General features: G+C 65.9%; 13 protein-coding genes, 1 pseudogene and 1 riboswitch. Of the genes and pseudogenes, 8 read left to right on the plus strand and 6 right to left on the minus strand.

What is annotated here, in order from left to right; all coding sequences use genetic code 11:
* Window positions 1-18: 18 nt before the first annotated feature.
* The 3 genes from VMJ11_RS09500 (at window position 19) to VMJ11_RS09510 (ending at window position 4,077) form a co-directional block, all read left to right on the plus strand.
* On the plus strand, window positions 19-1,314 hold the full coding sequence (locus VMJ11_RS09500; protein ID WP_325619160.1) for a cytochrome c: 1,296 nt from the start codon (window positions 19-21) through the stop codon (window positions 1,312-1,314).
* A gap of 228 nt (window positions 1,315-1,542) precedes the next feature.
* Complete coding sequence (trhA, locus tag VMJ11_RS09505) at window positions 1,543-2,163, plus strand: PAQR family membrane homeostasis protein TrhA (RefSeq protein WP_325619161.1); 621 nt, start codon at window positions 1,543-1,545, stop codon at window positions 2,161-2,163.
* 258 nt (window positions 2,164-2,421) lie between these two features.
* Window positions 2,422-4,077, plus strand: a complete 1,656-nt coding sequence (locus tag VMJ11_RS09510) for a DEAD/DEAH box helicase (protein ID WP_325619162.1) — start codon at window positions 2,422-2,424, stop codon at window positions 4,075-4,077.
* A gap of 117 nt (window positions 4,078-4,194) precedes the next feature.
* On the opposite strand, the gene VMJ11_RS09515 is transcribed toward VMJ11_RS09510, so the two are convergent.
* Entirely contained in the window at window positions 4,195-5,028 is an 834-nt protein-coding gene (locus VMJ11_RS09515) for a ferritin-like domain-containing protein (protein WP_414694353.1), read from the minus strand.
* Between the two features lie 669 nt (window positions 5,029-5,697).
* Between VMJ11_RS09515 and VMJ11_RS09520 the strand changes: the two genes are divergently transcribed.
* The gene (locus tag VMJ11_RS09520; RefSeq protein ID WP_028211787.1) at window positions 5,698-5,895 is read left to right on the plus strand and encodes a hypothetical protein; all 198 of its coding nucleotides are present in this window, start codon (window positions 5,698-5,700) and stop codon (window positions 5,893-5,895) included.
* A 300-nt stretch (window positions 5,896-6,195) separates the two neighbouring features.
* Here VMJ11_RS09520 and VMJ11_RS09525 read toward each other — a convergent pair whose 3' ends face one another.
* A complete protein-coding gene (locus tag VMJ11_RS09525) occupies window positions 6,196-6,555 on the minus strand; it encodes a hypothetical protein (RefSeq protein WP_325619163.1) in 360 nt (119 codons plus the stop codon).
* A gap of 211 nt (window positions 6,556-6,766) precedes the next feature.
* Between VMJ11_RS09525 and VMJ11_RS09530 the strand changes: the two are divergent.
* Window positions 6,767-6,976 (plus strand): annotated as a pseudogene (locus VMJ11_RS09530) (FGGY family carbohydrate kinase); the annotation flags it as partial.
* Between the two features lie 434 nt (window positions 6,977-7,410).
* Complete coding sequence (locus tag VMJ11_RS09535) at window positions 7,411-8,097, plus strand: HAD family hydrolase (protein WP_325619164.1); 687 nt, start codon at window positions 7,411-7,413, stop codon at window positions 8,095-8,097.
* 132 nt (window positions 8,098-8,229) lie between these two features.
* Here VMJ11_RS09535 and ribB read toward each other — a convergent pair whose 3' ends face one another.
* From ribB to VMJ11_RS09555, 4 genes are all read right to left on the minus strand, one after another.
* Complete coding sequence (ribB, locus tag VMJ11_RS09540) at window positions 8,230-8,958, minus strand: 3,4-dihydroxy-2-butanone-4-phosphate synthase (protein WP_325619165.1); 729 nt, start codon at window positions 8,956-8,958, stop codon at window positions 8,230-8,232.
* A gap of 164 nt (window positions 8,959-9,122) precedes the next feature.
* Window positions 9,123-9,296: riboswitch (FMN riboswitch) on the minus strand.
* 146 nt (window positions 9,297-9,442) lie between these two features.
* Window positions 9,443-10,162, minus strand: coding sequence for an XRE family transcriptional regulator (locus VMJ11_RS09545; RefSeq protein WP_325619166.1), 720 nt, complete (start codon window positions 10,160-10,162; stop codon window positions 9,443-9,445).
* 197 nt (window positions 10,163-10,359) lie between these two features.
* On the minus strand, window positions 10,360-11,547 hold the full coding sequence (locus VMJ11_RS09550) for an MFS transporter (protein WP_325619167.1): 1,188 nt from the start codon (window positions 11,545-11,547) through the stop codon (window positions 10,360-10,362).
* A gap of 107 nt (window positions 11,548-11,654) precedes the next feature.
* A complete protein-coding gene (locus VMJ11_RS09555) occupies window positions 11,655-12,047 on the minus strand; it encodes a VOC family protein (protein ID WP_325619168.1) in 393 nt (130 codons plus the stop codon).
* Window positions 12,048-12,181: 134 nt separating this feature from the next.
* Between VMJ11_RS09555 and VMJ11_RS09560 the strand changes: the two genes are divergently transcribed.
* Both VMJ11_RS09560 and VMJ11_RS09565 read left to right on the plus strand, forming a co-directional pair.
* Window positions 12,182-13,153 (plus strand): LysR family transcriptional regulator, encoded by a 972-nt coding sequence (locus VMJ11_RS09560; protein ID WP_325619169.1) that lies wholly within the window; start codon window positions 12,182-12,184, stop codon window positions 13,151-13,153.
* A gap of 283 nt (window positions 13,154-13,436) precedes the next feature.
* On the plus strand, window positions 13,437-13,523 hold an 87-nt coding region (locus VMJ11_RS09565), incomplete at its 3' end, for a hypothetical protein (RefSeq protein ID WP_325619173.1).

The raw sequence follows: 13,523 nt of genomic DNA on the forward strand, positions 1-13,523 counted from the left end.
GCCGGGGAGACAGCCAATATGAACCGCAAGTCCCTGTTCGCACTTTCCGCCGTCGTCGTGGCCGCCGCTGCGGCCCTCGTGCCGGTGCTCTGGTCCGGCACCGACTACCTGCACAATAGCGCCGCGCAGGCCGCGACGCCCGACGACCAGGCCGCGCTCATCAAGAAGGGCGAATATCTCGCCCGCGTCGGCGACTGCATTGCCTGCCACACCGTGCGCGGCGGCCAGCTGTTCGCGGGCGGCCTGCCGATGGCGACGCCTTTCGGCACGCTCTACACCCCCAACATCACGCCCGACGACCAGTACGGCATCGGCAAATGGAGCGCCGACGACTTCTATCGCGCCATGCACACGGGCCGCTCGAAAGACGGCAGCCTGCTCTATCCGGCCTTCCCGTTCGCCTTCTACACGAAGGTCACACGCGCCGACTCCGACGCGATCTTCGCCTTTCTGCGCTCGGTTGCGCCCGTGAGCGCGCCGAGCCGCCCGCACGAGCTCAAGTTCCCGTTCAACAACCGCAACCTGCTGATCGGCTGGCGCACGCTGTTTTTCCGTGAGGGCGAGTTCAAGCCCGATCCGACCAAGTCGGTCGAATGGAACCGCGGCGCGTATCTCGTGGAAGGCCTCGGCCACTGTGGCATGTGCCATACGTCCATCAACGCGATGGGCGGCCCGGTGAACTCGGCTGCCTTCGCGGGCGGCCTGATCCCGCTGCAGAACTGGTACGCGCCTTCGCTCACGTCGAGCGAAGGCGGCCTCGGCGACTGGGACATCAAGGACATCGCGAGCCTGCTGAAGACCGGCGTCTCCGAGCGCGGCGCGGTGTTCGGCCCGATGGCGGACGTGATCCACAATAGTCTGCAATACCTCACGCCCGAGGATATCAACGCGATGGCCACCTACCTGAAGACCATCCCGCAGAAGAAGGAAGCGCCCGAAACGATGCAGATGGAAACCTCGGAAGCGTTCGGTGGCGAACTCTTGCAGCAAGGTCAGAAGATCTACCATGACCAGTGTGCGAAGTGCCACGCGGAGAACGGTCTCGGCATGCCGCCGAACTTCCCGCCGCTTGCGAACAACCAGTCTATCCAGATGCATTCGGCGGTCAACCCGATCCGCATGGTGCTCAACGGCGGCTATCCGCCGAGCACGGAGGGCAACCCGCGGCCGTACGGCATGCCGCCGTTCGCGCAGTCGCTCTCGAACCAGGAAGTCGCCGCGGTCGTCACATTCATCCGCATGTCCTGGGGCAACAAGGGCATGCCGGTGTCCCCGCAGCAGGTGGCAGATCTGCGTTCATCGCCGCTCGACTGACCGACGCCTGTTATAGTGGCGTCTGCCTGACAGGGCGCAGTCCGCAGAAAACGCGGGCTGCGCCCTTCGCTATTTGGCGCCGGGCCCCGCTGAGCTGGCTCTAGCGGCGCTTGCGTGGCCCGTCGGGCGTGAGTTTGAACACTGCGGTTTGAGCACCGTGCGCCGCGTGTGCCGGGACGACTCTCCGCTGGCGCGCGCTGCGTGCAAGAAGAAGAAGGAGTGGTCGTCATGCACGCCGGTGAGCGTCTGAATAGCCTTACTCACCTCCTGGGCGCGATGCTGTCGGTAGCGGGGCTGGTTTCGCTCGTGACGCTCGCGGCACTGGATCGCGACGCGTACAAGGTCGTAAGCTTTGCCGTGTACGGGGCGATGCTGTGCGCGCTTTACACGATCTCGACGCTGTATCACGGCGTGCGCGGCCCGCGCCTGAAGGCCGTACTGCAGAAGTGCGACCATGCCGCAATCTACCTGCTGATCGCGGGCAGCTATACTCCGTTCACGCTCGTGACGCTGCGAGGGCCCTGGGGCTGGTCGCTCTTCGGCGTGAGCTGGGGGCTCGCGGTCCTCGGCATCGTGCAGGAGCTCACGCTCGGGCGGCGCACGAGAGCGCTCTCGATGGTGCTCTACGTGGTGATGGGCTGGCTCGCGGTGGTCGCGGTTCGCCCGCTCATCGAGGCCTTGCCGGCGGCAGGAACGGCATGGCTGCTGGCCGGCGGCCTCATTTACAGCGCCGGCATTTATTTTTTCGTCAATGACGAACGCATCCGGCACGGACATGGAATCTGGCATCTGTTCGTGCTCGCCGGAAGCGTCTGTCAATTCGTGAGCGTCGCGCGCTACGTCGCGTGACGCGTCAATGCGAAGCCATCGCCTGGTCGCCGCAGTGTCAGCGACCGCGCGATGCAACTTAACGCCAGACGACGTGTCTTGACAGACCGTCCGTTCCATCAAAAAAAACGCGGCGCGCGCACTGGCGAGCCGTCCGAACAACGCGAGGGGGGCATGTGCCGCCGGGCGGAAAATCAACGCCCGCCAGCGCCCCACGTTCCGCAGCGCGCCTTCGGGCTGCGCAAAGCTGCTCGCGCCACTGCAATACAACAGGTGTTTATGTCTTTCGATTCTCTCGGCTTGTCCGAACCGCTGGTCCGCGCTGTCAACGAACTTGGGTACACCACGCCCACGCCCATCCAGGCGCAAGCGATTCCTGCCGTGCTCGGCGGCGGCGACCTGCTCGCCGGTGCACAAACCGGCACCGGCAAGACCGCTGGCTTCACCCTGCCGATCCTGCAACGCCTCTCGCAAATGCCGCCCGCCGCGGGCGGCAAGCGCGTCGTGCGCGCGCTGATCCTCACACCCACGCGCGAACTCGCGGCGCAGGTCGAGGAGAGCGTGCGCGACTACGGCAAGTATCTGAAGCTCAAGTCCACCGTGATGTTCGGGGGCGTGGGCATCAATCCGCAGATCGACGCCTTGAAGCGCGGTGTCGATATCGTGGTCGCGACGCCGGGACGTCTGCTCGACCACATGCAGCAAAAGACCATCGACGTCTCGCAGCTCGAGATCCTCGTGCTCGACGAAGCCGACCGCATGCTCGACATGGGCTTCATCCACGACATCAAGCGCGTGCTCGCGAAGCTGCCGCCGAAGCGCCAGAACCTGCTCTTCTCGGCAACCTTCGCCGACGAGATCAAGGCGCTCGCCGACAGCCTGCTCGATTCCCCCGCGCTCATCGAAGTCGCGCGCCGCAACACCACGGCGGAGACGGTTGCGCAGAAGATCTATCCCGTCGATCGCGACCGCAAGCGCGAACTGCTCACGCACCTGATCCGCCAGCACAACTGGTTCCAGGTACTCGTGTTCACGCGCACGAAGCACGGCGCGAACCGCCTCGCCGAGCAGCTCACGAAGGACGGCATCAGCGCGCTCGCGATCCACGGCAACAAGAGCCAGTCGGCGCGCACGCGCGCGCTCGCCGAATTCAAGGACGCTACGCTGCAGGTTCTGGTCGCCACCGACATCGCCGCTCGCGGTATCGATATTGATCAACTCCCGCACGTGGTCAACTTCGATCTGCCGAACGTGCCCGAGGACTACGTGCACCGTATCGGCCGCACCGGCCGCGCGGGCGCGACGGGTGAGGCGGTTTCGCTCGTGTGCGTGGACGAGCATCAACTGCTCAAGGACATCGAAAAGCTGATCAAGCGCGCGGTGCCGCAAGAAGTCATTCCCGGCTTCGAGCCGGACCCGAACGCGAAGCCTGAGCCGATCCAGCGCCGCAGCCAGCCGCAAGGGCGCTCGCCGCGCCAGGGGCAAAGCCAGGGTCGCGGTGCATCCAATGGCGCGAACGGGGGCCGGCCCGCCGCGCAGGCGCGTGAATCACGCGAGTCGCGCGAGCCGCGTGAATCCCGCGAGGCACGTGAGCCGCGCGAAGCGCGCGGCGGCAATCGCGAAGGCAGCCGTGACGGTGGCCGCGACGGCAACCGTGCTCAAGCCGCCAATGGCGGCGGCAACGGCGGGCAGCGCCCGGCCAAGCCGGCTTCGAACGGCGTGCGTACTGCCAAGCCGGTGAAGCAGCAAGCCGCGAATCACGGCGCAACGAGCGGACGCGGCGAGCATACGCGTCGCGAAAGCCAGCGCGGAGTCTCGCACGAGAGCGCGCTGGGACGCCAGCAACGCAAGTCGCAAGGGAACCCGGGCGCGCTGCTCGGCGGCCGGCCCGGCGGCAATGCGCGCCGCGACGGCAACGGCCAGCGCGACCGCTAAACGCCAGGTTGCCGTGAGCCGATCGACCGTACGTCGGTCGGCATGCACCACAAAACGCAAAGCCCGCCATCACAGCGGGCTTTGCGTTTTTTGCGCGCTTTCGCGCGCGCCGAAGCGCTAGCGGAAGAACACGTGCTGAGTAATCTTCGCGAGCGGGTAATGCACGCCCGGCTGGATCTTCGCAGGCAGGTTGAGCGGCTTGAGCAGCATCTTCACGCACATGTCGGCGGAAAGATTGTGACGCACTAGCTTGTTCACGCGCGCCGCGAGCTCGCGGTTATAGGCCTCGTCGCGCACGCGGTCGGGATAGCGGCCCGCGAACACATGGCGCAATGCGATCTCCGAATCTTCGTTCTTGATCTCCATCACGCGGCGCATGAGCGCACCGAGCACGGCGAGACGCCCGTGCCCCTCTATCTGGTTGTACTTCTTGAAATAGCGGAAAAAGTGCTTGTAGTGGCGCACTTCGTCGCTGCGGATGTTGTCGGTGATTTCCTTGAGCACGGGCTCGTCCGAGCATTCGCCGATGGCGCGGTATAGCGTCGCGGTACCCGTTTCGACCACGCAGCGCGCAACCATTTCGAGCGCCCGCGTTTTCTCGAACTCTTCGAACGAGCAAGTCTTCGAATACTCGTCGATGAAATTCCGAAAGGCCGTGTCCCAATCGAACTCGGGCCACACGTACTGGATGTACGTCTTCAACGCGCGCCCATGCTGAAGCTCCTCGAGCTCCCATTCGCGGTTGAGCCACTCCGAGACTTCGGGGTCGCCATTGAAGAACACGCTGAGGTTGCTGGTGTAAAGGTCAGAGCCGCTTTCAATGAACGAAGAAGCGCACAGGAGCAGCATCAAGTCTTCGTTGGCGGCGGCACGTTGACGGTCGATACGTGTGAGATCGATGTCTTCGATGCGCCAGGGCATCTCATGGCGAGGCTCAATTTCGTTACGCATTTGGTGTCGTGCTCCCGAAGCGGTATCCAGACTCACGCCGCGCGGCGCGTGACGAAGCCCCCGAGGCTCCGCATGTCGCGCCCATCAAGCGTGGTGAAAGGTACCAGCCATCCATCCCTATTCCATATTAGCTGTAGTTTCGCGTACCTGCAGTCACATAGCACAGACCGGGCCCAGTGCTCACAGTTCCAGAAATGGACGCCTGGGCGTGAACCGTTATGCGTAGCAACGCGGCAAATGACTGCCACATGCGCTTGCCAATTCATGCGCTACGCATGCTGCCGGGTGTGCAGCTGAATCGTGGTGGCCGCGAGGCACGCAGAAGCACACAGAGGCGCTCAAGTCTTGCCGCAGCGCGGCACGAACTTCAAGTGAAATCGCGAATCTGCACGCCTTGTGTTACCGCCGCGCGCAGGCGCGAATGTCAAACGGAATATTTTTGAGATGTGGTTTGTACAACGCAGCAGCGTTGACTACACTCCAGTTCCCCGAGGTAGATCCCGGGCTGGATGCCGTTTGGGCCGCGTACAGGCGGTCCGGACGGCCGGTACCGCCGGCCACGCGATCTGCACCGTCGCAGGCTTTCGCTCATACCTACCGCATGTCTGTCGCCGCGCCGCCCTGCGGGCCGCAATCGGTGACCTCTGATGCGGCAACACGGAGAGAACGATGCTGAGTCCGCATGAATTCGCCACCCTGCTGCTAGTAAAGGACGCCCCCAACCAGCTCGACATGGAGCGAGAAGAACTGGACGCCCTGCTCGAACGACAGCTCGTCCAACTGGAGCGCCTCGCCTCCGGCCTCCAGCAATGGCGACTAACCGAAATCGGCGACTCTGCGTTGCGCGCCATCAAACGGTGTTCGTAGCCTGAGCCGGCGGGCTCTGTGCCCGCCCAGCCACAGGCCCATTGCCCCTATCGATTTGCGCGGACGCGAGGATCGTCCGCCAGCCCGCCCGGTCGGGCACGTCCCCGATGCAGGCGCCCGGCAGTAGACGTATGCGCCTGCAGTGCATGGTCACGCGGACCCGCGCGCTTCATGCCCGCGTGACCATTTTTTTCCGCCCTCGTGCTGGTTGGCGTCCCAACCGGCGGCCGACCGCTTGCGCTACGCGTGCAGCGTATGCGCTTTCGCCTGCGCCGGGGCACCCGTGCGCCGCCAACCTGATTAGCCTGCCCGCAGCGTGGGATCTGCCGATGCGCGCCAGCTCAGCGCCGTCGCGCGCTGCTCGTTGAGGAAGTTCACCCACTGATTGCGCGCCGCCGGGTCACTACTTTTCCCGTACGTTGCGTACTGCTGCGCAAGCGCAGCCTGGAAGCCGCAGAACTGGGCCTGGGGCAGCCTGCCGCGGCGATTGGCCACCCAGGCGTCGAAAACAGCCGAGTAGACGGCCGGTGCATCCGTGCCGAAGTCCACCTCCTGGCCACACATTTGTTGCAACGCGGCGAATGAAGGCGCGCCCCGCCCGCCCTCAAGGCTCGACGGTGTGCTCACGCACCCCGCGAGTAGCGCTGCCGCGCCGATCATCGCAATTCCACGCATGATTGCCTCGTTTTCCTTTTGGACTGGTTAGAACGATTGCATCCCGGTGCGGCTATTGTCGCACCGCGCCAGCCGTCCGACACCCTGGCCGTTCGGCCGAGGCGACCACAAGACGCTTTCGGGACTATGCTGGGTTCGTTGCGCTCTCGCCGCTGCATGGCGCTGCATGCCGCACCACAACCATGGAGACCGCTCGATGCATCAGTCGCGCGCTGAGTCGTACATCCTCGCACTGGATCGCGGCACGACGAACTCACGCGCCCCGCTGCTCGACCGTCGCGGCGAGATCGTCGCGCTCGCGCAGAAGGAACTCGCCCAGCTTTATCCGCGGCCCGGCTGGGTCGAACACGACCCGCGCGACATCTGGTCTAGCCAGGCAGGCGTCGCGACGGAGGCTATCTCGCGCTAGATCGGCGCAGCGATGGCGTGGGCCGATGCGGGTGAAGCAGATCAAGCGGAGGACGGCTAGGCGTGCCGGACGCAGCTCCACGCGCACCCGCCGTGCACAGATTGGGCCTTTTTATCCCTTTCTATCGGTCATGCTGGAAAGCGCCGCTCAAGCAGCGCCGCAGCGAGCATCCTGCACAAGACCTGAGCAGATGCTTTGCATGGGCCTGGAGTAAGTGCTGAAACACTAACTCCGGCCGACACCTTAGGCGCTAACTCAGGTCGACAGCCCTGCATGGGACCTGAGTATGCGCTAAAGCGCTAACTCAGGTCGACACCTAAGGACGGCCGCCTAAAAGCACGTATGATGAGGCGTTTCAACCTTTGCGCCTGTCTGGCCCTGGCGCGGCACCGGCCCTCGCGCCGTGCAGCGCGCGGCCTCTCGTTTCACGCATGATCGACCATCTAATCTGCGACTGCGACGGCGTGCTCGTCGACAGCGAAGTCATCGCCGACCGCGTTCTATTCGAAACGCTCAGCAGCACCTTTCCCGGCATCGATTTCCGCGCCGCCGTCAAGTCGGCGTTCGGGCAGCAGACCTCGCGCTTTCTCGCCGATGTCGCCGCGCGCTTCAACCTCACGATGCCCGACGATTTTCTCGAGACGATCGACCAGCGCTGCGAAATCGCGATTGCCGAATCGGTGAGCCCGATCAACGGCGTGCGCGACGCGCTGCGCCGCGTCTCGCTGCCCGCAGCCGTCGTCTCGAACAGCCGGCTCTCGCGCGTGCACGCTTCGGTGCGGCGCGCCGGGCTCGACACGATCTTCGGCGAGCGCATCTTCAGTGCCGAGCAGGTCGCGCGGCCCAAGCCCTATCCCGACGTGTACCTCCACGCGGCGAACCAGCTCGGCGTGGAGCCGGCGCGCTGCATCGTCGTCGAGGACAGTATTTCGGGCCTGAACGCCGCACGCGCGGCGGGCATGAAGACGATCGCGTTCGTCGGCGCGAGCCATATCCCGTCAGGCTATGCCGACGTGCTGCGAGAGATGGGCATCACGCGCATCATGGCCCACATGGACGCGCTGCCGGCACTCGTCGAGGCCGGCGTGCGCGGCGAGTTCGGCGACACGCAGTCGTAAGCGAACGCGAAGCAGGCGCGAGAGAAACGCCCACGTCGCGACGCCACCCAGCCGCCGCGAGGCGACGGGCGCCTGAAGCCCTCTGAGGCCCTTTGAAGTCCCGCGTGCCCCCCGATCGCCCCCGAATCGGCCTCAGGCCGGCTCGACGCAGCGTTCGCGCGCCGCAGCGAGCGATTCGCGAAACGTCACCAGTTCGGCAATCGTGAGCATCGGCAGGTTGTGCAGCTTCGCGAAGCGATCCACCTGCTCGCCGCGCGCCATCGTGCCGTCGGGGTTCATCAGCTCGCACAGCACGCCGGCCGGCGCGAGGCCCGCGAGCACCGCGAGGTCGACGGTGCCTTCCGTGTGGCCGCGGCGCGCCAGCACGCCGCCCCGCTGCGCACGCAGCGGGAACACGTGGCCGGGGCGCACGATGTCTGCGGGCTTCGCGTCGGGGGCGATCGCGGCGCGGATCGTCGTCACTCGGTCGGCGGCCGAGACGCCCGTGCTCACGCCGTCGCGCGCCTCGATCGACACCGTGAACGCGGTGCGGTTGCGGCTTTCGTTGTGCGAGACCATCGGCGGGAGTTCGAGCGCGCGCACCTTTTCGTCCGGGAGGCACAGGCACACGATGCCGCTGCATTCGCGGATGAAGAGCGCCATCGTTTCGGTCGTGAGGCGATCGGCGGCGACGATCAGGTCGGCCTCGTCCTCGCGGTCGTGGTCGTCCTGCAGCACGACCGGGCGGCCTTCGCGCATGGCCTGCAACGCCGCAGCGATGCGCGCAGGCACCGGCTCGGATTCGATGAAAGGGAGATCGGCAGCGGCATCGAGCGGCTCGCCGAAAGACGATGCGAAAGTGGAACTGGCAGTAAGGGACATGTGAAACGCTCCTCGCGAGAGTTAGGCGAAAAACGTTTCAGGGCATTGCAAACAGACAGGAATCCCCGGCACGCGTGATTCGGCAGTGATGTGAGGCGCCCCGAAAATGGGGACGCACACGCATCGGCCGAAACGCCGCGGCGGATGGGCAAACATGACCATCTGCACATCTTCTTCCATCCGGACTATGACCGTCGGCTCTGGCTTCGCACCAGATCTGCTGACCCTGCGCACGACACAACTACGTTCGCGCAGGCGCTCGCGGGCTCGTCGGCGTTGCCTTGCGGCGCGGCCGGCATACCGCCGGTGGGGAATTTCACCCCGCCCTGAAGACGCACTGATTACCGGATCAACCGGCGGGCAAAGGATACAACAGGCCGCGCGATCGTGCAGCGCGAAAAAGTACGACTAGACAATTTTCCCGAATCTTTTCCCGGAGCGAATTTCATGCAGCACGCCATGAGCGCGTTCGCCGGGCGGCCGCTCATGCCGGCTGCGGCGCGGCCTGCGCCGCCAGTTGCGACACCACCTGCGTCACGTCCCGGGCAACTGCCGGCGCGGCGGGCACGTCCCAGCGCGGCGGCGTTTCGGCGTTCAGCGTCACGCGAAACACGCGCGCTTCGGTGTCGCCGGGGTTGCGCAGGCTGTGGGGCTGGTCGGCGTCGAACACCATCGCGTCGCCGGTCGCGAGCAGCTGGCGACGCTCGTGCACGCTCACTTCGAGCGTGCCGTCGCTCACCACGAGGTTCACCGTCGTGCCGGGCGGGCGGCGCACGCCGGGCTCGGTATGCAGCGGCGCGATGCGCAGCTCATGGAATTCGGCAGCGGCGGGCTCGCCTTCCGGATAGAGCGCACGCGCCGAATAGCGGCCGTCGGCGCTCACGAGGCGCGACGCGCGTTCGGCGGGCAGATGCTCGAAGCCGTTCACGGCATGCCGGCGCAAAAAGGCCGAGACCGAGACCTTGAGCGCCGCCGCCACCTTGCACAGCACCTTGATCGAGGGCACGCTGCGCGCCGACTCTACCTGGGCGAGCATCGCGCGCGAGACGCCCGAGGCGCGCGCGAGCGCATCGAGCGAAAGCTGGCGCTCGGCGCGCAACCGCGCCAGGTTCACGCCGACGAGATACTCGAGCGTGTCGTAAGTTGCTTCGGTGTGCGCCACATCTAGCTGCGCGTCGCGCACGAGCGCGAGGGGTGAATGCATGGCTGCCTCCCGGACGCACCGCTCGAATTGCGGCGCAAGAGCCTGAATGGAGGCAAGACTAGCATCGCGATTTGTCGCACCCAACGAAGTTATCTTCACACTGTTATCACGATTGCAGAGCGCAATTCCGGGATTGCTTTTGGGCCCTGCGCATCAGCTGCGTACGCCGCATCAGCCGCATTCGCTCCGCGTGCGGCTCACGCGTCCTGCCGCACCGCCATCCCCGGTTCCCGCACCGGCGTGCTGCGCGCGTCGAGCCGCGCCGCCGCCCACGTAAGCACGAGCGCCGCGAGCGAGACGGCCGCAGCCACCCACGGCAGCGAGTCGAGCGCCACGCCGTGCGCGATGGCCAGACCGCCCATCCACGCGCCCATCGCGTTGCCCACGTTGAATGCGCCGATGTTCAGCGTCGAAGCGAGGTTCGGCGCGGCGGCGGCCTTCGCGACCACGCGCATCTGCAGCGGCGGCACGGTCGCGAACGCGGCGATGCCCCACACGAACACGGTGACGGCGGCCGGCACGCTCGCATGGCTCGTCTTCGTGAAAATCGCCATCACCACGGCGAGCATCACGAGGATAGCCATGAGCGAAGGCATCAGCGCGCGGTCGGCGAGCTTGCCGCCCAGCGTGTTGCCAAGCGTGAGCCCCACGCCGAACAGCACGAGCATCAACGTCACGCCGCGCGGCGAGAAGCCGCTCACCTGCTCGAGAATCGGCGCGATATAAGTGAAGACGACGAACACGCCGCCGAAGCCGAGCACGGTCATGCCGAGCGCGAGCCACACCTGCGGATCGCGCAGCACGCGCACCTCGTGGCCGAGGCCCGCAGGGCCAGTATCGTGTTGGTTGGGCACGAGCGCCGTTACGCCGATGAGCGAGATCACGCCAAGGCCGCTCACGATCCAGAACGCCACGCGCCAGCCGAACTGCTGGCCGACGGCCGTGCCGAACGGCACGCCCAGCACCGTCGCGAGCGTGAGTCCGGTGAACATCAGTGCGATGGCGCTCGCACGCTTTTCCTGCGGCACGAGCGATGCGGCCACCACGGCGCCGATGCCGAAGAACGAGCCGTGCGCGAACGAGGCCACGACGCGCGCGAGCATCAGCAGCGAATAATTCGAGGCAACGGCGCACATCACGTTGCCGACGATGAACACGCCCATCAGCAGTTGCAGAGCGAGCTTGCGCGGCATGCGGCTCGTGAGCGCGGCGAGCAGCGGCGCACCGGCCGCGACGCCAAGCGCATAGCCGGTCACGAGCAGGCCCGCGGCGGGAATCGTCACGTTGAGATCGCGCGCGACGTCGGGCAACAGGCCCATGATGAGGAACTCGGTGGTGCCAATGGCAAAGGCGCTGATCGCCAGCGCGAGCAAGGGAATGGGCATCGAAATCTCCAAAAATCAGCGTGGGGGTGACCGGGCCTGGACCAGGACTGAGGCAGCGTGAGGCGGCGCCCTCTGGCGGACTCTCAGGCAGGCGCTAAGGCCGCCGCTCAGGCCGCCGCGCCGGCCGTCATCGACGTGACGAACTCGACGACGATGCCCTGCGCGAGCGCCACAAAAAGTTGCCGCTGCGCGCTCGCGGGCACCTCGGCGAACTGGTAGGGCATGCGGTGCGCGGCAAGCCGCTGGACCAGAGCGCGCCACTCGTCGCCGGGCGCGACGCGAAACGCCACGTGGTCGATGCGCGGCGCGACCAGCGCGGCGGGTTGCGCGGGCACGGTCGCGTCGATCAGATGGATGACCGGGCGGCCGTGTGCATAGAGCCAATGGCCGTCCACGCGAAACGGCGGACGCGGACCGTCCTCGAGGCCGACTATGTCGCGAAAGAAGCGGCATGTGGCTTCGAGGTCGGGGGTGACGAGCGTGACGTGATCGAGTTCCATGGCGTGCGGGCCGCGCCGCGCAAACTAAGGCGCTGCGGTTTTCCTGAAAACACGCGCATTGTCGGGGCTACGTAAAGATTTGATAATTGGCGTAGCATTTGAAGCATTTTCAATATTTTTCGAATAATCGCGCGATGGACAATCTCGGCGACGTGCGCCTTTTCGTGGAGGCCGCACGCCTCGGCAGCCTCTCGGCAGCGGGTCGCAAGCTCGGCCTCACGCCCGCGGCGGCCAGCGCCCGGCTGGCGCGCCTCGAAGCGGAACTGCGCGCGCGCCTTTTCGATCGCACCACGCGCCAGTTGCGGCTCACCGACGAAGGCCGGCTCTACCTCACCTGCAGCGAGCACGCGCTGCGCTCGCTCGATGACGCCAAGGCCGCGTTGCAGGAGGGCCAGAACGCGGTGCGCGGCAAGGTGCGCATTTCCGCGACGTCGGACTTCGGCCGAAACCTGCTGATGACATGGCTCGACGAATTCCGCGATCTCTACCCCGACGTGCGCTTCGCGCTCACGCTCACCGATTCGCTCTCGAATCTCGTGCTCGAGGACATCGATCTCGCGATCCGCTTCGGCACGCCGCAGGACAGTTCGTTCGTCGCACGCTGGCTCGCGCCGAACCGGCGCGTGCTATGTGCCTCGCCCGCCTACCTCGCGCGCCATGGCGAGCCGCAGGAGCCGGGCGATCTGGCCCGTTTCGACTGCATCGTGATCAGCTCGGTGGCGGGGCCCGTGAACGAATGGCGTTTCACGCGCGATGGACAGACGCAAACCTACACGGTGCCGCTCGACGACGCGCTCGAATCGACCGACGGCGCAGTGGCGCGCCAGTGGGCGCTATGCGGCTATGGTCTTGCGGTGAAGTCGATCTGGGACGTTGCCGACGACCTGCGCGCCGGGCGGCTGAAGATCGTGATGCCCGACTGGCGCTACCCGGACGCGCCGCTGCACGCGCTCTACCACCGCAACCGCTTTCTCGCGCCGCGCGTGCGCGCGCTGCTCGATTTCCTCACCGCGCGCTTCGCGCAGACGTCGGGCGAACTGGACGCGCTCTTGCCCTGCACGGACCCGGCCGAGGGGACGCAAAGCAGAAGGCGCAAGCGGCTATAATCCCGGATTACGCAGAAAGCGATCCGCAGCCACGGCAATCCCGGCAAAAAGAAGCCAGCGAGTAGCCAATGCGCCGGCGAGACACACAGGCACGGCGAAGTGGCAACAAAAAGCAAGGGCGGATCGTCCCCAACGCGTTGCCAGACGCGGGATGCCCCAAGCCGGCCCCACCCGGTCTCGACGCCCCCGATTCTGCCCCCTTAAAACACCGTAGTCCTGACGTGCATACCGTGCATCAAGCGGACGACGCCCCCAGGTCAACCACTGCGAACGGCGAAACCCGATGACCAAGAAAGTTTATGTAAAGACCTTTGGCTGCCAGATGAACGAGTACGACTCCGACAAGATGGTCGACGTACTCGGCGCCGCC

The organism is Paraburkholderia sp. (genome assembly GCF_035501035.1).
GTDB lineage: Bacteria > Pseudomonadota > Gammaproteobacteria > Burkholderiales > Burkholderiaceae > Paraburkholderia.

Bases quoted from the DNA above. Each gene is read 5' to 3' on its own strand.
- VMJ11_RS09500 (WP_325619160.1), top strand. From the start codon at position 19: ATGAACCGCAAGTCCCTGTTCGCACTTTCCGCCGTCGTCGTGGCCGCC.
- trhA (WP_325619161.1), top strand. From the start codon at position 1,543: ATGCACGCCGGTGAGCGTCTGAATAGCCTTACTCACCTCCTGGGCGCG.
- VMJ11_RS09510 (WP_325619162.1), top strand. From the start codon at position 2,422: ATGTCTTTCGATTCTCTCGGCTTGTCCGAACCGCTGGTCCGCGCTGTC.
- VMJ11_RS09515 (WP_414694353.1), bottom strand. From the start codon at position 5,028: ATGCGTAACGAAATTGAGCCTCGCCATGAGATGCCCTGGCGCATCGAA.
- VMJ11_RS09520 (WP_028211787.1), top strand. From the start codon at position 5,698: ATGCTGAGTCCGCATGAATTCGCCACCCTGCTGCTAGTAAAGGACGCC.
- VMJ11_RS09525 (WP_325619163.1), bottom strand. From the start codon at position 6,555: ATGATCGGCGCGGCAGCGCTACTCGCGGGGTGCGTGAGCACACCGTCG.
- VMJ11_RS09535 (WP_325619164.1), top strand. From the start codon at position 7,411: ATGATCGACCATCTAATCTGCGACTGCGACGGCGTGCTCGTCGACAGC.
- ribB (WP_325619165.1), bottom strand. From the start codon at position 8,958: ATGTCCCTTACTGCCAGTTCCACTTTCGCATCGTCTTTCGGCGAGCCG.
- VMJ11_RS09545 (WP_325619166.1), bottom strand. From the start codon at position 10,162: ATGCATTCACCCCTCGCGCTCGTGCGCGACGCGCAGCTAGATGTGGCG.
- VMJ11_RS09550 (WP_325619167.1), bottom strand. From the start codon at position 11,547: ATGCCCATTCCCTTGCTCGCGCTGGCGATCAGCGCCTTTGCCATTGGC.
- VMJ11_RS09555 (WP_325619168.1), bottom strand. From the start codon at position 12,047: ATGGAACTCGATCACGTCACGCTCGTCACCCCCGACCTCGAAGCCACA.
- VMJ11_RS09560 (WP_325619169.1), top strand. From the start codon at position 12,182: ATGGACAATCTCGGCGACGTGCGCCTTTTCGTGGAGGCCGCACGCCTC.